This is a genomic window from Mycobacterium sp. GA-2829 (genome assembly GCF_001499965.1).
Lineage (GTDB): Bacteria > Actinomycetota > Actinomycetes > Mycobacteriales > Mycobacteriaceae > Mycobacterium.
In genome coordinates this window covers 26,219-48,381 of the sequence record NZ_LQIT01000027.1, presented here as the reverse complement: position 1 = coordinate 48,381, position 22,163 = coordinate 26,219, and the positions used below count along the sequence as shown (strand labels likewise).

Sequence of the window (22,163 nt, the reverse complement as noted above, 5' to 3'; positions counted from 1 at the left end):
CATCCAACTTAGCCGTTGCTGGCCATGCGGCGTTGTAGTAGCGTCCGGACATGTGTCCGATCCGACGCTGGAGTCGACTCGGCGCCGCCTGACCGCGAAACAAGCCGACACCGTGGACCGGCTGGGACGCGCCGCGGTCGACATCCTCAACCGTGACGGTTTCGCCGGGATGACCGTGCGGCGCGTCGCCGCCGAAGCCGGGGTCGGGGCGGCGACGGCCTATACCTACTTTTCCTCCAAAGAGCATCTCGTCGCCGAGTTGTTCTGGCGCAGACTGGCCGCGGCGCCGCCGGCTGAGCACACGTCGGCCGACCCCGCCACCCGGGTGGTGGAGGTGCTGCGCGACATCGCGCTGCTGGTGGCCGACGAGCCGGAGTTCGCCGGTGCGGTGACCAACGCCCTGCTCGGCAAGGACCCCGACGTCGAGGTGCTGCGGCAGCGCATCGGACGCGATGTGCGCGACCGGCTGGTGAACGCGCTGGGAGCGCCGGTCGACTTCGACGCGGTCGAGGCGCTCGAGCTGCTCTACGTCGGTGCGCTGGTGTGGGCCGGGATGGGTTACTCGTCCTACGACGACATGACGCAGCGGCTGGAGCGTTCGGCGCGGCTGCTGCTGCGCTAACCGCCCACCAGCGCCGTCGACGCCGCGACGGCGGGGTCGAAGAGCTCGTGCACGTCGCGGCCGTCCTCGAAGATCAGCGCCGTCAGCTCCCGAAGCCCGCCCAGCAGCACCACGGCCAGCGGGCGACTCAGCGGGGCGCGCCCGGACCGGCGGAACCCCGGGCTGCTGGTCAGCGCGACGAGCATGTCGGCGAGCCGGTCGATCGCCCAGCGGTGCAGCGGGGTGGCCTGGGCGCCGAGGGCGGGCAGTTCGCGGATCCAGCTCAACGTGATCGCGGGCCGTGCGGAGATGTGGTCGACGTACGCGCCGACGGCGCAGCGGATCTGCTCGTCCCACGCGGCCTCCGGATCCACCGCGGCGGTGATCCGCGCGATCAGTGCATCGTTGTTGGCGCGCAGGAGTTCGACGAAACACTCCTCCTTCGTGGCGAACCGGTCGTAGAAGGTGCGTTTGGAGGTGCGGGCGTGCCGGACGATGTCGGCAACCGTGGTGTCGCGGTATCCGCGCTCGGCGATCGAGGCCGCCAGCCCGTCGAGCAACCGGCCGCGGAAGCCGTCGGAAAGAGTCCCGTCGTGCTCCGCCGAAGCCATCCCACCTCCCCGCAACCCTTGCGCCTCCTGGTACCGGCCGGTACCGTACCTCACAAGTTTCCGGTACACCGCAGTACCGCCAACCGGCTGGAGTGCCATGAGTGAAGCAATGATCGCTGAAGTCCCCACCCCGAGCCCCCGGGCGGCGCACCTGCCGCCCGCCCTGCGCGCCCCGATGCCGCTGCAGGGCCTCGCCTACGGCGCCGCCCGCCGCCAACTGGTGTCCTGGATGGCCCGCCGGCACGGACCGGCGTTCACGCTGCACATCCCGATGTTCGGCCGCACGGTCATCGTCGCCGACCCGCAACTGGCCAAACAGGTGTTCATGGCCCCGACCGACGCCGTCGGCAACATCCAGCCCAACCTGAGCCGCGTGCTGGGGCCGGGTTCGGTGTTCGCCCTCGACGGTGCCGAACACAAGCGGCGCCGCAAGCTGCTCACCCCGCCGCTGCACGGCAAGAGCGTGAAGAACTACGAGAAGCTCTTCGAGGAGGAGACCCTCCGCGAATCGGCGAACTGGCCCGACGGGCGGCCGTTCGAGACGCTGGAGCCGATGATGCGGATCACGCTCAACGTGATCCTGCGGGCGGTGTTCGGCGCCGACGGTGAGAAACTCGACGAACTGCGCCGCATCATCCCGCCGTGGGTGACGCTGGGCTCGCGCCTCGCGGTGGTCCCGAGCCCGTCCCGCACATTCGGGCGGTGGACGCCGTGGGGCCGGCTCGCCGCATACCGCAGGCAGTACGACGCGGTGATCGACCGGCTGATCGACGAGATCCGGCGCGATCCGCGGTTCGACGAACGCGACGACGTGCTCGCGCTGCTGCTGCGCAGCACCTACGAAGACGGTACGGAGATGACGCGCCGCGAGATCGCCGACGAACTGCTCACGCTGCTGGCCGCCGGTCACGAGACGACGGCGTCGACACTCGGCTGGGCCTTCGAGCGGATCAGCCGCCACCCCGAGGTGCTCGCCGAACTGGAAGCCGAAGCGGCGACCGACGACAACTCCTACCGGCAGGCCACGATCTTCGAGGTGCAGCGCAACCGCACCGTCATCGACTTCGCGGGCCGCCACGTCTACGCGCCGACCTTCGAACTCGGCGAGTGGGTGATCCCGCGGGGGTATTCGATCGTCGTCGCTCTCTCGGAGATCCACGAACACGCCTCCGACTACGCGGACCCGGAGCGGTTCTCGCCCGAACGGTTTGTCGGGGCTCGCCCCTCCCCGCTGGCCCATGTGCCGTTCGGCGGAGGTACCCGCCGCTGCATCGGTGCGGTGTTCGCGAACGTGGAGATGGACATCGTGCTGCGAACGGTGTTGCGGCACTTCGCGATCGAGACGACCACGGCGCCGGGGGAGAAGGTGCACTCCCGCGGGGTGGCCTATACGCCGAAGGCCGGCGGGCAGGTCACCCTGCGCCGCCGGCCCCAGCCGCTGGCCTGAATCAGGCCTTCGCGTCGGCCCGCTTGGGCAGCTTCCAATCCGGCCGCGGGAAGTGGCAGGTGTAGCCCCACGGCATCCGCTCCAGGTAGTCCTGGTGCTCGGGTTCGGCCTCCCAGAACTCGGGGGCCGGCGTCACCTCGGTGACCACCTTGCCGGGCCACAGCCCGGAGGCGTCCACGTCGGCGATCGTGTCGAGCGCGACGCGCTTCTGCTCGTCGTCGACGTAGAAGATCGCCGAGCGGTAACTCGTGCCGATGTCGTTGCCCTGCCGGTTCTTCGTCGTCGGATCGTGGATCTGGAAGAAGAACTCCAGGATCGCCCGGTAGTCGGTCTGCGCCGGGTCGTAGGTGATCTCGATCGACTCCGCGTGCCCGGGATGGTTGCGGTAGGTGGGGTGGTCGTTCTGGCCGCCGGTGTAGCCGACGCGGGTCGACACCACGCCGGGCTGCTTACGGATCAGATCCTGCATCCCCCAGAAGCAGCCGCCCGCCAGGATGGCCTTCTTGTATTCGGTCATCGCGCTTCCTCCTTGCTGAACAGCCTCGTGTACTCCCCATATCCTTGCGCCTCGAGATCGTCGAGGTGGACGAACCGCAGCGCGGCGGAGTTGATGCAGTACCGCAGCCCGCCCTCGGAACGGGGTCCGTCGTTGAAGACGTGGCCGAGATGGCTGTCGCCGTGCGCCGAACGCACCTCGGTGCGGATCATCAGATGGCTGAGGTCCCGCTTCTCTTTCACGTTGGCGGAGTCGATCGGCCGGGTGAAGCTCGGCCAGCCGCTACCGCTCTCGAACTTGTCGACGGAGGCGAACAGCGGTTCGCCCGAGACCACGTCGACGTAGATGCCCGGCTCGTGGTTGTCCCAGTACTCACCGGTGAACGGCCGCTCGGTGCCGTTCTCCTGCGTGACGTGGTACTGCTCGGGGGACAGCGCGTTCACCGCGGCGGGATTCTTGATGTAGCTCGTGTTCTTGTGACGATCAAGTGCCACATGACCTCCTTGTGTGCGCTCTCTACAACCGTAGGTCGCGCCGCGATAATCCCTGTTCGGCGTGTACGAAACCTCGACAAAAACAGTTAGAACATGTTTCAGTTCTGGTGTGACGGAGACGGCCCCCGCCAGGTTCACCAACGCCGAGCTGCTGTCGGCATTCGCGACGTTCGAGGAGACGGTCGCCCACGCGGCGCAGACCCGGGACTGGGATCCCTGGGTGGAGCAGTACACCCCCGACGTCCTCTACATCGAGCACGCCGCGGGCACCATGCGCGGCCGCGAGGAGGTTCGGGCGTGGATCTGGAAGACCATGACGACGTTTCCCGGCAGCTACATGACCGCGTTCCCGGCGCTGTGGGCGGTCCCCGACGAGGCGACCGGTCGGATCATCTGCGAACTCGACAACCCGATGCGCGATCCCGGCGACGGCTCGATCATCAGCGCCACGAACCTCTCGATCATCACCTACGCCGGTGAGGGGCTGTGGTCCCGGCAGGAGGACGTCTACAACCCGCTGCGGTTCGTCTCGGCGACGGCGAAGTGGTGCCGAAAGGCCCGTGAGCTCGGCACGCTGACCGACGAGGCCGCCGCGTGGCTGCAGCAGTACGGGGGCGGGCGGTGAGCACCGCCCTGGTCATCGGCGCCAACGGGTTCCTCGGGTCGCACGTCACCCGCCAACTCGTCGCCGGTGGGCACGACGTGCACGTGATGGTGCGTCCGACGGCGAAGACGATCGGCATCGACGACCTGGCGGTGCAGCGCTTCACCGGCGACATCTGGGACGACGACACCCTGCGCGAGGCGATGACCGGCTGCGACGACGTCTACTACTGCGTGGTCGACACGCGCGGCTGGTTGCGCGACCCCGCGCCGCTGTTCCGCACCAACGTCGAGGGCACCCGCAACGTGCTCGACGTCGCGGTCGAGATGCCGTTGCGCCGCTTCGTGTTCACCAGCAGCTACGTCACCGTCGGACGCCGCCGGGGCAGGCGTGCGACGGAGTCCGACGTCGTCGACGAGAGGCGGGTGACGCCGTACGTGCGTTCGCGGGTCCAGGGTGAGCGGCTGGTACTGCGCTACGCGCAGGCCTACGGGCTGCCCGCGGTCGCGATGTGTGTGTCCACCACCTACGGCCCCGGTGACTGGGGCCGCACCCCGCACGGCGCGATCATCGCCGGCGCGGCGCTCGGCAAGCTGCCGTTCGTGATGAGCGGTATCGAACTCGAGGCCGTCGGTGTCGAGGACGCCGCGCGGGCCCTGCTCCTGGCCGCCGAGAAGGGCCGGCCGGGGGAGCGGTACCTGATCTCGGAGAAGATGATCAGCAATGCCGAGGTCGCGCGGATCGCCGCCGACGCCGTCGGGGTGGCGCCGCCCGCCCGGTCGTTACCGCTGCCCGCGGCGTACACGCTGGCCGCGCTGGGCAGCGTGAAGTCGCGGGTGCGCCGCACCGACGAACGGATGTCGCTGGCGTCGCTGCGGCTGATGCGCGCCGAGGCGCCGCTGGACCACAGCAAGGCCGAGCGGGAACTGGGCTGGCAGCCGCGGCCGGTCGAGGAGTCGATCCGCGAGGCCGCCCGGTTCTGGGTGGAGCTGCGGAAAAACAAGCGAGACAACAAGAGTCAGGTGTAGACATGCCAGCGCCCCGATGGCTTGCCCGGGCCAACCGCGTCGGCCTCAACCGCGTGGTCAAGTTCATCGCGCCGTGGCTGCCGGGGTTCGGCATGGTCGTGCACCACGGCCGGAAGTCCGGTCGGGAGTTCCGCACGCCGGTCAACCTCTTCCGCCGCCGGGACGGGTTCGTGTTCGCGCTCACCTACGGGTCGGGTGCGGACTGGGTGCGTAACGTCGTCGCGGCGGGCGGCTGCGAACTCATCACGCGGCGCAGGCATTACACGTTGACCGACCCGCAGCTCTACGTCGATGAGGATCGCGCCGAGATGCCGAGATTCCCGGTCCGCTCCATCCTGCGTGTCGCGAACGTCTCGGAGTTCCTGTATCTGCGGATCGCCCCGTAGTCGTCGCTCCCGTTGAGTCTTCGGTGAGGGCGCGGAAGGTCGAGAAGACGCCGCCCGGAGCGCAGAGTCAACGACGGCCGCGGGGCGACCGGTGCAGCGGACACCGCGTCTCCCGCACCCCCAGCACCGGCTGCCGCACACCGCCGGGGTTGAACAGCGGCGACCACGGAAACTCGTACGCCTCGTCGGCCCACACCAGCTGCAGCGCCGTCACGTCCGGCCCGTAGATCTCGACCGCCACGCCCATGTGCGCGTGGGGTTCGGCGACCTCGACGAATTCGAGCAGCTGATCCGGCAGCCCCATGGTGTCACCCGGTAACACCGTGCCGTCGTACTCGATGCAGTAGCGCGCCACCGTATTCAGAACCAGCCGGGCGCGGTCGGTGTCCACGGCGGTGATGAGCAGTTCCGGCAGCCCGCACTCGTGGAGCCCGATGGTGTAGGCCCACGGTGTGGGCTCGGCCTCGACGTATTGGATGGCCCAGCCGTTGCGCACGGATATGTCGTAGATGTAGTCGAGGTATTCCTTCCGAGACGCCTCCGGGTGATCGCAGAGCCAGCACATCTTCGCCCCTTCCTCGTGGTTGCCCACAGCATGCGCGCGGGGTCCGACAAGGCCGCCTTTCGTGGCAGTACCGGCAATGACGACAACATCCTGCCACCGATCGGTCAATCACTGCCATCCGGAATCACCGCCCTGACCTGCTGGTTCAAGCCATCAGAACGGCCGAGAAGCCCTCCCGACCGAAGACGAGAAAGAGGAACGGAAATGAACAAGTTCGGATTCGCCACCATCGTCGCCGGCGCCGTCGCCACCGGGTTCCTGGGCCTGGCCGCCCCTGCGCAGGCCGCCCCGGCCGGCCCGGGCAACGCCCAGAACGCGATCGCGCAGCTGGATGACCGTGGCTACTCGGTACGGGTGAACCATCAGGGCATGGTCAAGCCGCTCGACCAGTCCAAGATCGTGTCGGTGCGCTACGACAACGACGACCGCGTCGTCTACGTCACCGTCCGCTGAACACTCAACACGAAGGGGCGCCCCGATCCCGGGGCACCCCTTCGTGTTGTCGGCCGTTACGGATTGTTCGCCGTCGAGCCACCGCCGTTGCCGACGAGCAGGACCAGATCGCGGTCCCAGCCGCGGGCGCGCACCCGGTTCAGCGACCGGCGGAGCGCGGCAAGGGCGCCGGCGACCACCAGCGCGCACAGCCCCCACACGCCGAAACCCGCACCCACGCCGGCGGACCGGATGTCGGCGTCGCCTCGGGGCGGGGACACCGCATCGCCCCGCGCGTCGACCCAGATGCCTACGCGGTCACCGGCCTTGACCGGACCCTGCGCGTCGACGACCTTCTCGCGAGTGGTGCCGTTCGCGAACCACTGCACGCGCACCGTGAACTTCGTGACGGTCCGCTGTGGGGTCGCCTTGGCCCGCTCGAGGGCGATCGCATCGACCGGATGGCGCTGGGCGGCCTCGACGTCGGCGGCTTCCGCCTGATCGGCACGCACGGCGTCCGACACCTGCACCGCGAAGAGGGCCGCCACGACGAGCAGCGCGGCGGCGGTCACCGCGGCGCACGCCTCCACGCGGTCGACGAACCGCACCAGCGGACCGCCCGCCAGTCGACGCAGGGTGCACCGTAGCCGGGCGAACGCCCTTTGCTGAGCAATTGTTACGGGCATGTTTCCATGGTCTCGCGACGAGACCGATAAGCCAACTTCGCGCCGGGCGATTTCAGACACACTCGGGCCCGCAAGCCTGAATGCCAGAATCATCCGGTGCCCACGCTCAACGGTCAGGTGTCTCACTGGTTCGACGCGCTACCGCCCTGCAGGGCCGCGTTGCCCGGCGACAGGAACGCCGACGTCTGCATCGTCGGCGCCGGCTACACCGGGCTGTGGACCGCCTACTACCTCAAACGCGCCGACCCGTCGCTGCGGATCGTCATCCTCGAGGCCCGCTTCGCGGGTTTCGGCGCATCCGGGCGCAACGGCGGGTGGCTGTCGGGGCTGGTGCCCGGTGACCGGCGTGCGATGGCCGAACAGTACGGCCGCGACGGTGTGCTGGCCTGGCAGCGCGCGCTCAACGACGCCGTCGACGAGGTGGCCGCCGTCGCCGCCGCCGAAGGGATCGACGCCGGCATCGTCAAGGGCGGCAACCTCGAGATCGCGCGCAACGCCGCACAGGCCGCCCGGCTCGCGGCCGAACTCGACGAGGAGCGGTACTGGCAGGTCGACGGCGTCACTGCGTTGACGAAAGCCGAAGCGGCAGAACGTATCCGGTTCGACGGGGTGGTGTCGGCGTATCACAACCCGAACTGCGCACGCATCCAACCCGCCCGGCTGGTCCGGGGGCTCGCCGAGGCCGTCGAGCGGCTCGGTGTGCCGATCTACGAACAGTCCCCGGTGACCGCGATCAGCCCCGGCCTGGCCCGCACCCCGCACGGCACCGTGCGGGCGCCGATCGTGCTGCGCGCCACCGAGGGGTTCACCGCCGGGTTGCCTGGGCTGCGCCGCCGGTGGCTGCCGATGAACAGTTCGATGGTCGTCACCGCGCCGATCCCCGACGACCGGTGGGCCACCATCGGCTGGGCCGGCTATGAGACCGCGGGCGACACCGCCCACGGGTTCTTCTACGCCCAGCGCACCGTGGACAACCGCATCGCGATCGGCGGGCGCAGCGTGCCGTACCGGTACGCGTCCCGGACCGACGACGACGGCCGGGTCCCGGAGCGGACGATCACCGCGCTCACCGCCGTTCTGCATTCGCTGCTCCCGCAGATCCGCGACGTGCCGATCGACCACGGCTGGTGCGGTGTGCTTGCGGTGCCGCGGGACTGGGAGTCCACCGTCACCCTGGACCGGGCGAGCGGGTTGGGCTGGGCCGGCGGGTATGTCGGCCACGGCGTCACGGCGACCAACCTGGCCGGGCGCACGCTCGCCGATCTGGTGCTCGACCGGTCGACGCCGCTCACCGAACTGCCGTGGGTCGGACACCGGTCGCGGGGGTGGGAACCCGAACCGCTGCGCTGGCTCGGCGTGCGCGGGCTCTACCTCGCCTACCGGCTGGCCGACCGGCTCGAGGAGCGTGGGCGGGCCACCACGTCGCCGATCGCCAGGATCGCCGACCGGATCACCGGGCGGCCCTGACGCTCGGCATTGCACGCTCGGCATTGCGCGAGCGTGCGCAGAGTGCTGCACTTTTCTCGGCGTGTCGTGTGCAGACACGCACGCTCGCGGACGGGGGAGTGCGGATGAACGGCGGTGAACGCGATGTTGAAGTGGCTGCGACAACTCGACCTGAGGAGGTCCGTCATGTCCGGGCGACCAGTTCTCGAACCGACCACCGAACATCCGATCACCGTCACGCCCACCGGCAGGCACGTCCACGTCGAGGTGAACGGCACCGTGATCGCCGAGACCGACAGTGCGCTGACCCTGCAGGAGTCGAATTATCCGGCAGTGCAGTACATTCCGTTGGCCGACGTCGTCGAGTCGGCGCTGGTGTGCAGCGACACCACAACGTACTGCCCGTACAAGGGCGACGCGTCGTACTACCACGTCACCGCCGCCGGGGAGACCGTCGAGGACGTGATCTGGACGTACCCGCAGCCCTATCCGGCGGTCGCCCCGATCGCCGGGCACGTGGCGTTCTACCCGGACAAGGCGACCGTCACCGTCGGTGAGCGTCCGTAACTGCGGTCGAACCTGGTTTGGTCTTGATTCGCGTGCTGTAATGGCGGCACGACGACCACCGGCGCCGATCGGGGCTGACCATGCCGAGACTCCCGGGTATTCCGGCGCTGGCCGCTGTCGGTGAGCTGCCCCCGGGGCGAACCGTCGACCTACCTGGCAGGGGCAGCACGTATGTGCACGACTCCGGTCCGCAGGACGGCCCCACCTATCTCCTGCTGCACTCGGTGGCCTGTACGGGGCTGATGACGTGGTATCCGGCGCTCGACGTGGTCAAGCAGTTCGGTCGGGTGGTGGTGTTCGACCAGCGGTGTCATGGGAGCGGCATCCCATCCTCCCGATTTCTCCTCGAGGACTGCGCCGACGACGCCGCCGCACTAGCCGACGCGCTCGGAATCCGAACGTTCGTGCCGGTCGGGTATTCGATGGGTTCGCTTGTCGCGCAATTGATCTGGCGACGCCACCCCGGCCGGGTCGACGGACTGGTGTTGTGCGCGGCGGCCGCGGCTGTCTCCCGTGCCGCGTACGAGCGGCTGGCCACCGGCATCTTCGCGGCGTTGATCGACGCGTTCAGCCCGCCACTGCGGGGGCCGTCGGGTACGCCGGTGTGCGCGGCGGCCGACGGTGTCTTCGGGGTGCCGCAGTGGTTGCTCGACCAGTTCCGCAGCACCAGCCCCGGTGCGATCACCCGCGCCATAGCCGAGATCACCCGGTTCGACTCACGGCCGTGGATACCAGAGATCGACGTGCCGACCGCGGTGGTGATCACGATGCGCGACCGCGCATTCGGCACAGGACGCCAGCGCTGGCTGGCCGATCGGATACCCGAAGCCGTCGCCGTGCCGGTCGATGCCGGCCACGCCAGCTGCACGCTGCAGTCCGCCAAGTTCGTGCCCGCCCTGGCCGAGGCGATCAGCTCGGTGCACGACCGCGTGATCGCCGCTGCCGCATCATGAAACGGCTCAGCGGCTGGGACGTCCTGCTGCTGAACAGCGAAACGCCGAACGTGCACCAGCACACGCTGAAGATCGCCGTCGTCGACACGTCGGAGTTCGAGGGCGAGGTGAGCTTCGAGGTCTTCTGCGAAACCCTGCGCAACCGGATGCATCTGCTGGATCCGCTGCGCTACGAGTTGGTCGACGTTCCGCTGCGTCTGCACCGCCCGATGTGGCGGGAGGACGTCGCCGTCGACTTCGCCTATCACGTCCGGCGGACCCGGGTGGCCGCTCCGGGTGGACGACGGGAACTCGACGAGCTGATCGGTCAGATCGCAAGCACCGCACTGGATCGCAGCCGACCCCTGTGGGAGCTGTACTACGCCGAGGGGCTTGCGCACGGCCGGATAGCGGTCATCGGGAAGGTCCACCATGCGCTTGCCGACGGTGTGGCGTCGGCGAACCTGATGGCGCGTGCGATGGAGTGGCCGGACACCGTGCCCGGTGACGGTGAACCGGACCGCACGGGTGCCCGCCCGTCGGCGGTGACGCTGCTCCGCGGAGCGGTCCGCGACCACGCGCAGAAGCTGACCGAGCTGCCCGCCGTCGTCAGGGACGGTGCGCTCGGGATCTACCGGGTGGGACGCCGGTCGCGGCAGCGCCGCCACCACCCCGACCTGGCCTCTCAGTTCAATCCGCCACCGACCTTCCTGAACCACAAGCTGTCACCGGCACGCGGCTTCGCGAGTGCCACTCTGCCGCTGGCCGCAGCCAAGGAGACCAGTAAGCGTCTCGGGGTGACCATCAACGACCTGGTGTTGGCGACCGCGGCCGGCGGGCTGCGAGAACTGCTGCTGAGGCACGACGGTCACGCCGACGCACCGGTCATCGCCTCGGTGCCGGCCGCGACGGACGTCTCGAGGCACCGGATCGCCGGCAATGCGCTGAGCACCATGCTGGTGTCCCTGCCGGTGCACATCGCCGACCCTCTCGAGCAGGTTCGCGTGACCGCGCTCGGGACACGCGCCGCCAAGGAGGACCACGAGCTGCTCGGGCCCGGAACGGTCGGGCGCTGGCTGGAGTACGTGCCCCCGTTCGCGCTGCGGACCGTCTTCGCATGGACCGCCAGGCGCAGGGCGCCCAATCTCCTGTTCAACGTGATCGTCTCGAACGTGCCCGGGCCTCGCCGCCGCGGCCGCATCGCCGGAGCGGTGGTGACCGAGATCTACTCGGTGGGTCCGCTGGCGGCGGGCAGCGCCATGAACGTCACGGTGTGGAGCTACGTCGACCAACTGAACTTCTCGGTGCTCACCGACGGGGAAACGCTCGCGGACACCCACGAGGCGACCGACGCCATGGTCCGCGCCTTCGTACGGATACGCCGTGCGGCCGGGTTCAGCGAGACCGGGACGGTCGACATGGCGTTGCCGCAAGCACATTCGGGGAGCTGAGCGGGGGGAGAGAGAGATCAGCGGGTGCGGACCGCGTAGCGGCGCTCCGCGTACGCCAGATCGTCGCGCCACAGCCGCGTGGCCGCATGCCGCATCAGCGGGGTGATCAGCGGCGCGACCTTGCGGCCGTAGCCGAACCGCGGCCGATCCGAATGCGCGACGACGGCCTCGATCACCGCGGTGCGTGGCCGGCCGTCGGGTCCCGGCCCGACCGGGGTGGCATGGGTCTCGACCACGCTGCCCGCCCCCTCGCCGTCGATGATCCGCATGACGATCGTGCGGGGTTCGGGCGCGATGAACTCCGCGATCACCGGCACACCCAGGCGTCCGATGTGGAATGTCACCGCCACCAGGAACCGGTCCTCGGCCTCGGGGATCGCCCCGGACGGCGGTGCGCTGATCACCTCGAGACGGCTGAACGAGTACGGGTGGAACCAGGCGCCGTGCCACGGGTCGAGCCGGTTGGCGATGACGTCGTCGGGTTCGCACACCCCGACCAGCCGGGTGACCGCCGACAGCGTGGGTTCCGGGGGCCGCGCCGGGATGATCGGACGGTCGGTCGGCTCCTCGCCGCCGACCCGGTCCAGCCGCACCCACGACAACACCCCGTCGTCGAAGGCGGGCAACGGTTTCCAGCCGAACTCCCGCCGCTCCCCGGACAGCCGCAGCCCGTGCCACGGGCAGATCAACGTCCCGCAGTCCACGGTGCCGGTCGACAGGTCGGCACCCAGATGCGGACAGCTCGCCGGACCGACGTGCAGCTCACCGCCGGTGCCCCGCCATGCCACGATCTCGACCCCGGCGACCGAGGTGCCCAGCGGTTTGCGGCGGATGGTGTCGCTCGCGGCGAACGGATACCAGTTACCGCTGGGCCTGACCTTCGCACGGGCCAGCGCATCGTCGATCAGTGCGGGCTGCGCATCCTGGTAGGTGGGTTTCTGCTGCGCCCAGTCAATGTGGGGCAGCACCTGGAACGGCGACGTCTTCGCCCACTTGGCCTTGATGTCGGCGAGCTTGCTCATGTCTGCAGTTGCCTTCCTCGCGAGGCGAGCCGCCGCAGCGTCGCGGATCGGCCGCTGGTCGGGACGGTGGTGAGGGGATGCCCCGCGACACCGAAGTGCGCGAGCAGGCGGTTGGCGGCCGCCCATCCCGTGGTCGCGGCGCGCTCCATGAGCGCCACCGGCAGGTCGATGCGGATCCCGTCGCCGGCCAGCGCCAGCCCGTCGACAGGGGTGGCCACGGTGGGCCTGCGGGCGAAATCGCCGGGCGCGAACCGCGGACAGTCGCCGCGCAGCAGCAGCCGTTCCCCGACCACCCCGGCGTCCGCCGTCTCCGGGTAGATCTCGTGCAGCCGAGCCAGCAGTCGCCGGGGCAGATCGTCGCCGGCGTCGGTCACCGCGTAGGAATGCAGTTCGACCACCGAACCGCACGTGCGGCGCGCCCAGTCCGCGGCCTGCCGTTCGTAGCGTTCGAGCACGCTGACGTTGTCCAACGGGGTGAGCCCGCCGGTGCCCAGGAACGCGGGCCGGTCGGCGGCCACCGGACGGTTCAGCCACAGGCGCTGCACCAGGAACGGCGGGGCGACGCCCAGCCCGTCGACCGCCGCCCGCCACTCGTCGTCACCCAAACCCGCTGACGCACCGACGATTCCGCGCAGACCGGCCGGGTCCGCGGCGAGCACCACACCGTCGGCCGGTAGCGGCGGCCCCGCATCGCGGTGCACGGTGAACCCCGGCTGCACCGACGTCACCGACGCCCCGGTGTGGAACCGCACGCCGAGGCCTTCGAGGTAACGCCGCAACGGTTCCCACAGCACGACGTCGAAGTTGTCGCCCGCGACGTCGAACACCAGACCCTCGCTCGAGCCGAGGAAGTAGATGTGGAACATCGTCGCCAGCTCCGCGGCCGACAGATGCGGCGGCTGGGCGAAGAAGCTGCGGGAGAACACCTCGAACGCCAGATGCCGTGCGGCCTCGGGGAAGTTGATGTCCCGCAGGAACGTCTCGGCGTCGACGTGGTCGAGCCGGTCGTAGATGTCGGGCACCGACACCGTCGCCAACGGTGCGGCCGCCCGCGCGTTGATCCGCGCCAGATCCCGGAACCGGAAGGTGGGGCTGCGCAACGCGAATGCGACGGCGTTGAAGGGCGGGGTCAGCGGCAACCCGCGGAACGTGTCGCGACGACCCTGCCCGTCGATCAGCGGGTAGTCCTCGACCGGGACCAGCATGGACAGCTGCGGGTCGACGCGCCGCAGCAGGGTGCGCAGGTTGTAGTACTGGCGGAAGAACGCGTGGAATCCGCGGTTCATCGCCGCCGGGCCGAGTCCGTCGACGTCGTCGGTCCATCCGCCGACCCGGCCACCCAGGTACGGTTCGCGTTCGACGACGTCGACCTCCACGCCGCGTTCGGCCAGTCCGGTCGCGGCGGTCAGACCGGCGATACCGCCGCCGACCACCACCGCGCGCGGCGTGCGTGCCGGTGCCGCGGTGCCGGCCCGGACCACGGGCGCCGGATGCACGACGCGCCGCGGATCCCTCACTGTCGTGGCGCCTTCGCGGTGAACGTGTGCACGACGTTGCGCTGCCAGCCCGGGACGGTGTCGCTGCCGACATCGGTGAAACCGTTGCGCTGCAGGCGGTTCCGGAACGCCGATGCGCCGTCGAAGTCGAGCACGCTGCGCCGCAGATAGGTGTAGAGCGATGCGTCGCCGGTGCGCAGCCGCCCGGCCGGGATGATGATCGCCCAGCACACCGCATTCCACACCGCGGTCGCCACCGCGGAGTCGCGCACGGAGTACTCGTGCACGGCCAGCGGTGCACCCGGCCGTAGCAGCGCGCGGAACGCCTGCAGTTGGGCGTCCGGATCGTCGAGGTTGCGCAGCAGGTAGGCGGCGAAGATCCCGTCGAACGGCCCGGTCACCCCGGCGGACTCGAGATCCTCGATCCGGCTGTGCACGAACCGCACCGACCCCGGCCACGCTTTCGCCCTGGCCTCGGCCAGCATCCCGGCCGAGGCGTCGACGGCGACGATCTCGGCGTGCGGGGCGGCGGACAGCAGCGCGGCGGTCGAGGCTCCGGTGCCGCAGCCGGCGTCGAGCAGGCGCAGCCCGCGTCCCCCGTCGGGCAGCCCCATCCGCTGCGCGGAGAGCCGGAGGTGTTCGTGGTAGCCGGGATTGGCGCCGACGAGTTTGTCGTAGGCCGAGGCGCCGACGTCGAAGGCGGCGGGCACGCGGGCTCGGGGCAGCGAGTCACTCATCGCGCACCCCCTCCGGGGACACCTTGGCGCCCTGGGTCCGCTGGCGCTCCCACAGCAGCAGGACGCCCGTCACGAGCGCGAACCCGAACAGGAAGTCCTCGACCGGGATGTCCCACGGAAATCGGATACCACTGGTGTGCTCCTCGTTGTAGATGACGATCGGATCGCTCAGCTTGGTCAGCCAGCCGTCGACGGGGATCTGGAACCCGGTCACGATGAGCATCGAGATCCAGTACGACGTGCGCCGGAACAGGCCGGTGCGCAACCACCACAACTCCCAGGCCACCACCGCGAACACCGAGAGGATCGCGGGCAGGGTGTAGCCCAGGCCGGTCACGTCGACTGCGCCGATCGGGCCCGCCGCCGTCGCTTCCGCGTCAAGAGGGTGTCGACGGCGTTGTAGGTGAACAGTCCGCACAGCGGGATCACGAGGAAGAACAGCAGCTCCTCGATCGGCACCTGCGGGAAGCCGATGCCGGTGACGAACCGCGGGTTGTACCGCCAGACGCCGGCGGCGATCGCGATCAGATCCCACACCACGAACACCGCGGCCACCGGGAGGATGGCCGCGGCGGCCCGTCGTGCCTGCCGGTACACGCCCCTGCCGAGGACCTCCAGCGGCAACGTGATCACCAGGCAGGCGAGCAGTACGAGCAGATAGTGGAATCGATCCATACCTACCTCGTGCTCAAGCCTTCGCGGGGTGGACCAGCCGTGCGCGCCACGCGCGGAGCAGCCCGGCGCCCGCCACCTGGAGCCGGCGTCCGTTCCCCACGGTGGCACGCTGGTTGAAGATGTCGAAATCGATGGCTTCGATGCGGTCCAGTATCTCCGAATACAGCACGGCGGCGGCGCCGACGCAGGCCCGCGAGCGCGGCGCCAGCAGTTCGACGCCGTGGCGGGCGTAGTCGTAGATCCGCCGGGTGGTCGCATGCTGTTCGGCCAGCGCCTTGCGGACGCGGGGTTCGGTGCGCTTGGTGGTGTGGCACCACATCAGCAGTTCGCGGTCCACGCCGTGGGCGGCCAGCTCGTCGGCGGGCAGGTACACCCGGCCGCGGTCGAGGTCCTCGTCGACGTCGCGCAGGAAGTTCGTCAGCTGGAACGCCTTGCCCAGCGCGGCGGCGTACGGGGCGGCCTCCTCGCGGGGGCCGACCGTGCCGAGCACCGGCAGCAGCTGCAGCCCGATCACCTCGGCGGAGCCGTACATGTAGCGGTCGACCGCCGCCCGGTCCGGATAGTCGGTGACGGTCAGATCCATCCGCATCGACGTCAGGAAGTCGTCGAACAGCTCCCACGGGATCCCGTAGCGGCGGGCGGTGTGCACCACCGCGGCCAGTGCCGGATCGCCGCCGGTGGCCTGCCCCTGGACCAGCCCCTCGAACAGCTGGGTGGCCATCTGCTGCAGCCGGTCGGCGCGTTCGCCGACGGACGCGGTGTCGGTGAGGTCGTCGAGGATGTCGTCGGCGCGGCGGGCGAACCCGTACAGGGCGTGCACGGCCGGCCGCTGTTCGGGGGCCAGCAGCCGGGTGGCCAGGTAGAAGGTGCGTCCGTGTTCGGCGTTGAGGACGCGGCAGCAGCGGTAGGCGTTGCGCAGTGCGGGGTCCCGGACGCCCGCGGCGTCGAGTTCCGATCCGATCATGACAACCCGCTCCTCGCTCTGGTGGGGGCCGCCGTCGGGGCGCTGGAGGCGGCGGTCCCCGTGATTCGGTCTGCGGCCAGTCGGCCGGACAGCAATGCGGTCGGCACCCCGACACCGGGCACCGTCGACGATCCCGCCAGCACGACGTTGTCCACACCGCGCACGGTGTTCGCGGGGCGGAACGGTCCGGTCTGGCCGAACGTGTGCGCCAGCGCGAACGGGGTGCCCGCGGCCATGTCCTGCCGCGCCCAGCCGTCGGGGTCGACGACGTGCAACACCTCGAGGTCCTCGCCGACCCCGGGCATCCGCCTGCGCACCCTGGCCAGCATGTCCTCGACGTAGGCGTCGCCGGTCCGCGACCAATCCACCTGTCCCACTTTGTTGTTCGGCGCGGGGGCCAGGACATAGAGCAGATCCCGGCCGGGTGGGGCGAGGCTGGGGTCCCCCGCGGTCGGCCGGGTCACCAGCAGCGACGGGTCGCTCATCACGCGGCCGTCATCGATGATGTCGCGGAACGTCTGCTCCCACGCCCCGCCGAACAGGATGTTGTGGTGTGCGATACCGGGATCGACTGCGGCACATCCCACATGCGCGACGACCGCCGACGGCGCCGGCCGCAGCGGGAGCAGGCGGCGCGGGGTGCGGCCGAGCAGGCGGTAGGTCGTCGGGAGTTCGGTGGTCAACACGACGGCGTCGGTGGGGATCCGGTCACCCGCTTCGGTGCGCACCGCGGTGATCCGGCCGTCGGAGGTCTGCTCCAACGTCGAAACCGATGCACCGTAACGGAATTCGGCGCCGGCGTCGGTGGCCGCGGCGGCCATCGCATCCGGTACCGCGCGCATCCCGCCGCGCGGGAAGTACACCCCGGCGACGGTGTCCATGTAGGCGATGACCGCGTAGGCGGCCAGCGCCTTGTGGGGCGGGACACCGGCGTAGAGCGCCTGGAAGGTGAAGATCCGCCGCAGCCGTTCGTCGCGGATGTAGTTGCGCACCACCCGGTCCCACCGCCGGAAACCACCGATGGCGGCCAGCCGGGCCAGCTGCGGGGTGACCAGCGACAGCGGGGAGTCGAAGTTCGAGGCGATGAACCCGTTGAACTCGGCCTGGTAGAGCCGGGTCAGCCAGGTGCGCAGCCGCAGGTAACCGTCGGCGGCGTCGGCGCCGGCGAACCGTTCGATCTCGGTGGCCATCGCGGTCGCGTCGGTGTGCACGAGCAGGCTGCTGCCGTCGGCGAACGACGCACGGTAAGCCGGGTCGACGGGGTCGAGCTGCAGCCGGTCGGTCATCGAATCGCCCACCGCGGCGAACGCGTCTTCGATGATGTCCGGCATGGTGAGCACGGTGGGGCCGGTGTCGAGCCGGTAGCCGTTGATGTCGAGGCGGCCCATCCGGCCGCCCGGGAACGTCTCGCGTTCCAGCACGGTGACCGTGCGGCCGCGTCCGGCCAGCTGCAGTGCGGCCGACAGGCCGGACAATCCGGCGCCGACGACCACCACGCGGTCTGTTCGCCCCCCGACGGTGCGCATCAGTTCGAGTCTCCTACCTGTGAGCTGGTCATGCAGCCCGCGCAGTGCAGACGGCGGCCATGTTGACCAGTGCGGTTCGTACGGTGTCGTCGAGCGGGCTGGCGTGCAGCCGATCCAGTGCGTGGGACAGCCGCCGCTCGATGAGCTGCTCGATCCACTGCACCGCGCCCGTCGCGGCGATGAGGTGCTGCCAGCGGGCGATGTCGTCGGCGTCCAGATCACGCCGCGACATCAGTTCGGTGAGTTGGTGGCGCACTGACGGTTCGGCCAGCCGGTGGGCCGCCACCACGACGCTGGTGGCCTTGTGTTCGGACAGATCGCCGCCGGCGGGTTTCCCGGTGACGGTGGGGGTGCCGAAGATGCCCAGCAGGTCGTCGCGCAGCTGGAAGGCCTCACCGACCGCGTCCCCGTAGCGGCCGAGCAGCCGCAGCGTCGGTTCCGGACAGCCCGCCAGTGCGCCGCCGATCTCCAGCGGCCTGCGGACCGTGTAGTTGCCGGACTTGCGACGTGCGACGTCGAGCACGTCCTCCAGTGTCGGCCGTCCGCCCGCGTCGTTGACCAGATCGGCGAACTGGCCGACCGCCAGTTCGGTGCGCATCGCGTCGTAGCGCGGAAGCGCCCGCTCCAGCGCGGCGGAACCCAGCCCGCTCTCCCGCATCATCTGCCCCGCCCACACCAGGCACAGGTCGCCGAGCAGCACCGCCGCCGACGCGCCGAACCGGTCGGCGTCGCCGCGCAGGCCGTGGTTGTGGTGCCATCGGGCGAACCGCACGTGCGCCGACGGGCGGCCGCGACGCAGCGGGGAATCGTCCATCACGTCGTCCTGCAGCAGCGCGAAGATGTGCAGCAGGTCGAAACTCGCCGCGGCGCGCAGCGCGGCGTCATCGGGTGCGGCGGCGGACAGCCAACCGAGGTAGGCGAACGTCGACCGCAGGCACTTCCCGTCGCTGACGAAATCCCGCAACACGTCGAGGGTGATGTCGACACCGGTGAGCCGCAGATCCGCCGCGCAGCGGTCGGCGACGAACTCGCTCACCGCGTCGATGGCCGCCCGGCGGACCTCGGATCGCCACAGGTCGAAGGACCCTCCGCCGAGGCGGGCGCCCGGCGCCGGCCGCAGGGGAGCGGCGAGCAGCCGATCGTCGACACCGCTCACCCGCGCCCCTTCGTCGTCACCCGATCCAAACTAGGGTTGTAGGTGTCCGTACCCGTGATCGTGAAAACCAATCGGGATCCGATGTCACGATTGCGTCATCACCTCGTCAATGAGCCGGGAGGCCGCCCGTGGGGCTTGACCAGGCCTTTCGGCGTCGCGTTCAGTTCGGCGGCCCGGTCAGTCCGCGGCTGACGCTGCTGCCGTTGCGCCGGGGCCGCGGCGATCCGTGTTTCGTGGTCGGCGCCGACGGCGCGCTGTGGCGCACCAGCCTGCCGCCCAGCGGTCCGGTGACCGCGCGGATCACCCGGGCGGCGGCCGATGCGGTGGACGTCGAGGCGTGGGGTCCCGGCGCGGCGGAGTTCCTCGACGGCGCCCCGGCCCTGCTGGGCGCCGACGACGACGCAGGAGGATTCGACCCGCAGGAGCCGACGATCGTGCGGGCGCAGCGCAGGGTGCCGCATCTGCGGCTGGGACGCACCGGGCGGGTGCTCGAGGCGCTGGTCCCCGCGATCCTCGAACAGCGGGTGTCGGGAATGGACGCCTTCCGCGCCTGGCGGCTGCTGGTCACCAAATACGGCACACCCGCACCGGGACCCGCGCCCGCGCAGATGCGGGTCCCGCCGAGTGCCGAGGTGTGGCGGCACATCCCGTCGTGGGAGTTCCACCGCGCCAACGTCGATCCCGGCCGGGCCCGCACGGTGGTGCTGTGCGCCACCCGCGCGGCCTCACTCGAACGGCTGTCGGCGCGCCCGCCCGAACAGGCCAGGACGGCGATGATGTCATTGCCCGGGGTGGGGGAGTGGACCGCCGCGGAGACCGCGCAACGGGCCTGGGGCGATCCGGACGCGCTGTCGGTCGGCGACTACCACCTCGCGAAGACGGTCGGCTGGAGTCTGCTCGGGCATCCGATCGACGACCCCGCGATGGTCGAACTGCTCGAACCGATGCGTCCGCACCGCCACCGCGCGGTGCGCCTGCTGTTGGCCAGCGGGCTCGCCGTCAACCCGCGCTTCGGCGCACGGCAGGCGATTCCGAAACTTGTCGATCTGTGACGCGCGACGGGGCACTGATTACGTAGGCGCGGGGCCGGGTAGTCCGCTGATCGAGTCTTGATCAAAGCGCGGAAAGAAGGAGTCGCTTCATGACGTACACCGTTCCCGGAATGACGGACAAAGAGGGCGCCCAGGTCGCCGAGCTGCTGCAGAAGCAGCTGAGCCGGTACAACGATCTGCACCTCACGCTCAAGCACGTGCACTGGAATGTGGTGGGACCGAACTTCATCGGTGTCCACGAGATGATCGACCCGCAGGTCGAACTGGTCCGTGGCTACGCCGACGAGGTGGCCGAGCGGATCGCGACGCTGGGCGGTTCGCCGAAGGGCACCCCCGGCGCGATCATCAACGACCGCTCCTGGGACGACTACTCGCTCGAGCGCGACACCGTGCAGGCGCATCTGGCCGCGCTCGACCTGGTCTACGACGGCGTCATCTCCGACACCCGGAAGGCCATCGAGGAAACCGAGGAGCCGGATCCCGTCACCAACGACATGCTGATCGGCCACACCGCCGAGCTGGAGAAGTTCCAGTGGTTCGTGCGGGCGCACCTGGAGAACTCAGGCGGGCAGCTCAAGCACGCCGGTGAGTCCACCGAGAAGGGTGCGGCCAAGGCAGCCCAGAACAAGAGCTGACCAGCGAGAGACGAAACAGGCCCGCGTCGTGTGACGCGGGCCTTGTTCGTGCGCGGGGTCAGCCGCCGTTGGTGACGGGGTTCGACGACAGCGTGATGAAGCCGCCGTTGATCCACACGCCCCAGCGGCCACCCCAGCCCGAGCTCCACACCACGGGCTGGCCGAGCCACACCTCGGCCGGTTTGGGCGGCGCCCACGCCGGGACCGGTTCGCCCAGCGCCGGCGGCGGCGGGGGCGGCGGCTGCGCGGCGGCGACCGCCGCTCCGATGCCCAGGGCGGCCGAGGTGAGACCCACCGCGACGGCGACGGCCGAGAGTGTCGTCTTCATCGGGCGTTCGGCCCCCAGTGCCACACCGACGGATCCTGCGGCGGGTAGTTCATGCAGATGTCCGTGGCGTGCGCGACGACGCCCTTGTTGTTGAAGAACAACTTCGCCCAGTTACCCCAGCGGGTCGCCATCTGCTCGTAGAACACGTTGGTGGCGGTGGCCTCGGAGTACTGCCTGCGGGCCGGGTAGTCCAGCGAGAAGAACCAGTAGATCCGGTTGCGCGCGCCGTCCTGCACGTCGATCGGACGGTTGTTGTAGTCGATCATGTACCGCTGGTAGTAGATCGGCGACGTATCCCGCGCCGCGGCCATGTACTGCTCGACCGTGCAGGTGGTCTTGAGCATCCGGTTCGGGATCGGGTAGTCGTCGGTGGAGTCGGCCGAGGCGATCGCCGGTCCGGCGCCCAGGCTCATCGCCATGGCGGCACCCAGCGCGCCCGCCACGACCTTCAGACGGTTGGCCATCGTTCCCCTGCTCGTCCGGGTGTTCACGCGGGCTTCTCCGCGACCTGCTGCAGGAGCGCCACCTTGGCCGGGCAGTACGTCGGGTAGGCCAGACCGAGGAACTTCCACGCCTGCTCGGTGGTGCTGCCCTTCTCCAACTGCCCGGAGATGAACTTCGCCGAATCGAAGGCGTTCTTGTCGACGCCCCGGTCGAGCCGCTCACACGCGATCTTGGCGATCCAGGCGTTGTAGTCCTTCGCCCCGTAGATGCCGATCGTGTGCAGCGCGTTCGAGAAGTCGGTGTCCGGATCGGCGTGCGCGACGCCCGGCGTGGCGAACGCCAGGCCGGCGAAGGCGAACGCCAGGATCGCTCTCTTCATAAG

At 70.0% G+C, this 22,163-nt stretch carries 28 protein-coding genes; 12 read left to right on the top strand and 16 right to left on the bottom strand.

Features of this window, described 5'->3' with window-relative positions; translation table 11 throughout:
- The first annotated feature begins 52 nt into the window (after positions 1-52).
- Positions 53-622, top strand: coding sequence for a TetR/AcrR family transcriptional regulator (locus AU194_RS17265; RefSeq protein WP_059090472.1), 570 nt, complete (start codon positions 53-55; stop codon positions 620-622).
- Here the strand turns inward: AU194_RS17265 and AU194_RS17260 are convergent.
- Complete coding sequence (locus AU194_RS17260; protein ID WP_059090471.1) at positions 619-1,212, bottom strand: TetR/AcrR family transcriptional regulator; 594 nt, start codon at positions 1,210-1,212, stop codon at positions 619-621. The two genes, AU194_RS17265 and AU194_RS17260, sit on opposite strands and share 4 nt — an antisense overlap.
- Positions 1,213-1,309: 97 nt before the next feature.
- Between AU194_RS17260 and AU194_RS17255 the strand changes: the two genes are divergently transcribed.
- Positions 1,310-2,659, top strand: a complete 1,350-nt coding sequence (locus AU194_RS17255; protein ID WP_059090470.1) for a cytochrome P450 — start codon at positions 1,310-1,312, stop codon at positions 2,657-2,659.
- Position 2,660: 1 nt separating this feature from the next.
- Here the strand turns inward: AU194_RS17255 and msrA are convergent, their stop codons facing one another.
- A complete protein-coding gene (msrA, locus tag AU194_RS17250; RefSeq protein WP_059090469.1) occupies positions 2,661-3,176 on the bottom strand; it encodes a peptide-methionine (S)-S-oxide reductase MsrA in 516 nt (171 codons plus the stop codon).
- Entirely contained in the window at positions 3,173-3,649 is a 477-nt protein-coding gene (gene msrB / locus AU194_RS17245; RefSeq protein ID WP_059090468.1) for a peptide-methionine (R)-S-oxide reductase MsrB, read from the bottom strand. The genes msrA and msrB overlap by 4 nt, the downstream gene beginning before the upstream one ends.
- Before the next feature lie 109 nt (positions 3,650-3,758).
- Here msrB and AU194_RS17240 point away from each other — a divergent pair, with 109 nt between their 5' ends.
- Genes AU194_RS17240 through AU194_RS17230 form a run of 3 tightly spaced genes read left to right on the top strand, consistent with a single transcriptional unit; the run spans position 3,759 to position 5,667 of the window.
- A complete protein-coding gene (locus AU194_RS17240) occupies positions 3,759-4,274 on the top strand; it encodes a nuclear transport factor 2 family protein (RefSeq protein ID WP_059090467.1) in 516 nt (171 codons plus the stop codon).
- Positions 4,271-5,281, top strand: a complete 1,011-nt coding sequence (locus AU194_RS17235) for an NAD-dependent epimerase/dehydratase family protein (protein WP_059090466.1) — start codon at positions 4,271-4,273, stop codon at positions 5,279-5,281. Before AU194_RS17240 ends, AU194_RS17235 begins: the two co-directional genes overlap by 4 nt.
- A 2-nt stretch (positions 5,282-5,283) precedes the next feature.
- Positions 5,284-5,667: a nitroreductase family deazaflavin-dependent oxidoreductase gene (locus AU194_RS17230; RefSeq protein WP_059090465.1), complete on the top strand. Its 384-nt coding sequence runs from the start codon at positions 5,284-5,286 to the stop codon at positions 5,665-5,667.
- Positions 5,668-5,734: 67 nt separating this feature from the next.
- On the opposite strand, the gene AU194_RS17225 is transcribed toward AU194_RS17230, so the two are convergent.
- Positions 5,735-6,232 carry a DUF4262 domain-containing protein gene (locus tag AU194_RS17225; RefSeq protein WP_059090500.1) on the bottom strand — a complete coding sequence of 166 codons (498 nt, stop codon included), beginning with the start codon at positions 6,230-6,232 and terminating at the stop codon, positions 5,735-5,737.
- A 204-nt stretch (positions 6,233-6,436) separates the two neighbouring features.
- On the opposite strand from AU194_RS17225, the gene AU194_RS17220 reads away from it, so the two are divergent.
- Positions 6,437-6,685, top strand: coding sequence for a hypothetical protein (locus AU194_RS17220; protein ID WP_059090464.1), 249 nt, complete (start codon positions 6,437-6,439; stop codon positions 6,683-6,685).
- 56 nt (positions 6,686-6,741) lie between these two features.
- Here AU194_RS17220 and AU194_RS17215 read toward each other — a convergent pair whose 3' ends face one another.
- Positions 6,742-7,350 (bottom strand): hypothetical protein, encoded by a 609-nt coding sequence (locus AU194_RS17215; protein ID WP_157576162.1) that lies wholly within the window; start codon positions 7,348-7,350, stop codon positions 6,742-6,744.
- Positions 7,351-7,446: 96 nt separating this feature from the next.
- Here AU194_RS17215 and AU194_RS17210 point away from each other — a divergent pair, with 96 nt between their 5' ends.
- The 4 genes from AU194_RS17210 to AU194_RS17195 all read left to right on the top strand — a co-directional run bounded on the left by AU194_RS17210 (position 7,447) and on the right by AU194_RS17195 (position 11,746).
- A complete protein-coding gene (locus AU194_RS17210; protein WP_059090462.1) occupies positions 7,447-8,817 on the top strand; it encodes an FAD-binding oxidoreductase in 1,371 nt (456 codons plus the stop codon).
- Positions 8,818-8,982: 165 nt separating this feature from the next.
- Positions 8,983-9,363 (top strand): DUF427 domain-containing protein, encoded by a 381-nt coding sequence (locus AU194_RS17205; protein ID WP_059090499.1) that lies wholly within the window; start codon positions 8,983-8,985, stop codon positions 9,361-9,363.
- Positions 9,364-9,443: 80 nt separating this feature from the next.
- Positions 9,444-10,316, top strand: a complete 873-nt coding sequence (locus AU194_RS17200; protein ID WP_059090461.1) for an alpha/beta fold hydrolase — start codon at positions 9,444-9,446, stop codon at positions 10,314-10,316.
- Positions 10,313-11,746: a wax ester/triacylglycerol synthase family O-acyltransferase gene (locus AU194_RS17195; RefSeq protein ID WP_059090460.1), complete on the top strand. Its 1,434-nt coding sequence runs from the start codon at positions 10,313-10,315 to the stop codon at positions 11,744-11,746. Before AU194_RS17200 ends, AU194_RS17195 begins: the two co-directional genes overlap by 4 nt.
- A 17-nt stretch (positions 11,747-11,763) precedes the next feature.
- On the opposite strand, the gene AU194_RS17190 is transcribed toward AU194_RS17195, so the two are convergent.
- From AU194_RS17190 to AU194_RS17155, 8 genes are read right to left on the bottom strand one after another with little or no spacing between them, the layout of a single operon-like run.
- Positions 11,764-12,768 (bottom strand): DUF5914 domain-containing protein, encoded by a 1,005-nt coding sequence (locus AU194_RS17190; RefSeq protein WP_059090459.1) that lies wholly within the window; start codon positions 12,766-12,768, stop codon positions 11,764-11,766.
- Positions 12,765-14,285: an FAD-dependent oxidoreductase gene (locus AU194_RS17185; protein ID WP_059090458.1), complete on the bottom strand. Its 1,521-nt coding sequence runs from the start codon at positions 14,283-14,285 to the stop codon at positions 12,765-12,767. The genes AU194_RS17190 and AU194_RS17185 overlap by 4 nt, the downstream gene beginning before the upstream one ends.
- Positions 14,282-15,001, bottom strand: coding sequence for a class I SAM-dependent methyltransferase (locus tag AU194_RS17180; protein WP_059090457.1), 720 nt, complete (start codon positions 14,999-15,001; stop codon positions 14,282-14,284). The genes AU194_RS17185 and AU194_RS17180 overlap by 4 nt, the downstream gene beginning before the upstream one ends.
- The gene (locus AU194_RS17175) at positions 14,994-15,338 is read right to left on the bottom strand and encodes a lycopene cyclase domain-containing protein (protein ID WP_059090456.1); all 345 of its coding nucleotides are present in this window, start codon (positions 15,336-15,338) and stop codon (positions 14,994-14,996) included. Before AU194_RS17175 ends, AU194_RS17180 begins: the two co-directional genes overlap by 8 nt.
- On the bottom strand, positions 15,335-15,676 hold the full coding sequence (locus AU194_RS17170) for a lycopene cyclase domain-containing protein (RefSeq protein WP_059090455.1): 342 nt from the start codon (positions 15,674-15,676) through the stop codon (positions 15,335-15,337). The genes AU194_RS17175 and AU194_RS17170 overlap by 4 nt, the downstream gene beginning before the upstream one ends.
- A gap of 13 nt (positions 15,677-15,689) precedes the next feature.
- Entirely contained in the window at positions 15,690-16,640 is a 951-nt protein-coding gene (locus AU194_RS17165; RefSeq protein ID WP_059090454.1) for a phytoene/squalene synthase family protein, read from the bottom strand.
- On the bottom strand, positions 16,637-18,166 hold the full coding sequence (gene crtI, locus AU194_RS17160) for a phytoene desaturase family protein (RefSeq protein ID WP_059090453.1): 1,530 nt from the start codon (positions 18,164-18,166) through the stop codon (positions 16,637-16,639). The genes AU194_RS17165 and crtI overlap by 4 nt, the downstream gene beginning before the upstream one ends.
- Before the next feature lie 28 nt (positions 18,167-18,194).
- Positions 18,195-19,322: a polyprenyl synthetase family protein gene (locus tag AU194_RS17155; RefSeq protein WP_059090452.1), complete on the bottom strand. Its 1,128-nt coding sequence runs from the start codon at positions 19,320-19,322 to the stop codon at positions 18,195-18,197.
- A 128-nt stretch (positions 19,323-19,450) separates the two neighbouring features.
- Between AU194_RS17155 and AU194_RS17150 the strand changes: the two genes are divergently transcribed.
- Positions 19,451-20,374 (top strand): DNA-3-methyladenine glycosylase, encoded by a 924-nt coding sequence (locus AU194_RS17150; protein WP_059090451.1) that lies wholly within the window; start codon positions 19,451-19,453, stop codon positions 20,372-20,374.
- Between the two features lie 89 nt (positions 20,375-20,463).
- Positions 20,464-21,009 carry a DNA starvation/stationary phase protection protein Dps gene (gene dps, locus AU194_RS17145; RefSeq protein WP_059090450.1) on the top strand — a complete coding sequence of 182 codons (546 nt, stop codon included), beginning with the start codon at positions 20,464-20,466 and terminating at the stop codon, positions 21,007-21,009.
- A gap of 58 nt (positions 21,010-21,067) precedes the next feature.
- On the opposite strand, the gene AU194_RS17140 is transcribed toward dps, so the two are convergent.
- Genes AU194_RS17140 through AU194_RS17130 form a run of 3 tightly spaced genes read right to left on the bottom strand, consistent with a single transcriptional unit; the run spans position 21,068 to position 22,160 of the window.
- Positions 21,068-21,337 carry a hypothetical protein gene (locus AU194_RS17140; RefSeq protein ID WP_059090498.1) on the bottom strand — a complete coding sequence of 90 codons (270 nt, stop codon included), beginning with the start codon at positions 21,335-21,337 and terminating at the stop codon, positions 21,068-21,070.
- On the bottom strand, positions 21,334-21,801 hold the full coding sequence (locus tag AU194_RS17135; protein ID WP_059090449.1) for a DUF5078 domain-containing protein: 468 nt from the start codon (positions 21,799-21,801) through the stop codon (positions 21,334-21,336). The genes AU194_RS17140 and AU194_RS17135 overlap by 4 nt, the downstream gene beginning before the upstream one ends.
- A 23-nt stretch (positions 21,802-21,824) precedes the next feature.
- A complete protein-coding gene (locus AU194_RS17130) occupies positions 21,825-22,160 on the bottom strand; it encodes a DUF732 domain-containing protein (protein WP_059090448.1) in 336 nt (111 codons plus the stop codon).
- Positions 22,161-22,163: the final 3 nt, after the last annotated feature.

Excerpts from the sequence above, each read along its gene's own strand:
- AU194_RS17260 (WP_059090471.1), bottom strand. The coding sequence starts at position 1,212 with ATGGCTTCGGCGGAGCACGACGGGACTCTTTCCGACGGCTTCCGCGGC.
- AU194_RS17255 (WP_059090470.1), top strand. The coding sequence starts at position 1,310 with ATGAGTGAAGCAATGATCGCTGAAGTCCCCACCCCGAGCCCCCGGGCG.
- msrA (WP_059090469.1), bottom strand. The coding sequence starts at position 3,176 with ATGACCGAATACAAGAAGGCCATCCTGGCGGGCGGCTGCTTCTGGGGG.
- AU194_RS17230 (WP_059090465.1), top strand. The coding sequence starts at position 5,284 with ATGCCAGCGCCCCGATGGCTTGCCCGGGCCAACCGCGTCGGCCTCAAC.
- AU194_RS17225 (WP_059090500.1), bottom strand. The coding sequence starts at position 6,232 with ATGTGCTGGCTCTGCGATCACCCGGAGGCGTCTCGGAAGGAATACCTC.
- AU194_RS17220 (WP_059090464.1), top strand. The coding sequence starts at position 6,437 with ATGAACAAGTTCGGATTCGCCACCATCGTCGCCGGCGCCGTCGCCACC.
- AU194_RS17215 (WP_157576162.1), bottom strand. The coding sequence starts at position 7,350 with ATGCCCGTAACAATTGCTCAGCAAAGGGCGTTCGCCCGGCTACGGTGC.
- AU194_RS17205 (WP_059090499.1), top strand. The coding sequence starts at position 8,983 with ATGTCCGGGCGACCAGTTCTCGAACCGACCACCGAACATCCGATCACC.
- AU194_RS17200 (WP_059090461.1), top strand. The coding sequence starts at position 9,444 with ATGCCGAGACTCCCGGGTATTCCGGCGCTGGCCGCTGTCGGTGAGCTG.
- AU194_RS17195 (WP_059090460.1), top strand. The coding sequence starts at position 10,313 with ATGAAACGGCTCAGCGGCTGGGACGTCCTGCTGCTGAACAGCGAAACG.
- AU194_RS17190 (WP_059090459.1), bottom strand. The coding sequence starts at position 12,768 with ATGAGCAAGCTCGCCGACATCAAGGCCAAGTGGGCGAAGACGTCGCCG.
- AU194_RS17180 (WP_059090457.1), bottom strand. The coding sequence starts at position 15,001 with ATGAGTGACTCGCTGCCCCGAGCCCGCGTGCCCGCCGCCTTCGACGTC.
- AU194_RS17170 (WP_059090455.1), bottom strand. The coding sequence starts at position 15,676 with ATGGATCGATTCCACTATCTGCTCGTACTGCTCGCCTGCCTGGTGATC.
- AU194_RS17165 (WP_059090454.1), bottom strand. The coding sequence starts at position 16,640 with ATGATCGGATCGGAACTCGACGCCGCGGGCGTCCGGGACCCCGCACTG.
- crtI (WP_059090453.1), bottom strand. The coding sequence starts at position 18,166 with ATGCGCACCGTCGGGGGGCGAACAGACCGCGTGGTGGTCGTCGGCGCC.
- dps (WP_059090450.1), top strand. The coding sequence starts at position 20,464 with ATGACGTACACCGTTCCCGGAATGACGGACAAAGAGGGCGCCCAGGTC.
- AU194_RS17140 (WP_059090498.1), bottom strand. The coding sequence starts at position 21,337 with ATGAAGACGACACTCTCGGCCGTCGCCGTCGCGGTGGGTCTCACCTCG.
- AU194_RS17135 (WP_059090449.1), bottom strand. The coding sequence starts at position 21,801 with ATGGCCAACCGTCTGAAGGTCGTGGCGGGCGCGCTGGGTGCCGCCATG.
- AU194_RS17130 (WP_059090448.1), bottom strand. The coding sequence starts at position 22,160 with ATGAAGAGAGCGATCCTGGCGTTCGCCTTCGCCGGCCTGGCGTTCGCC.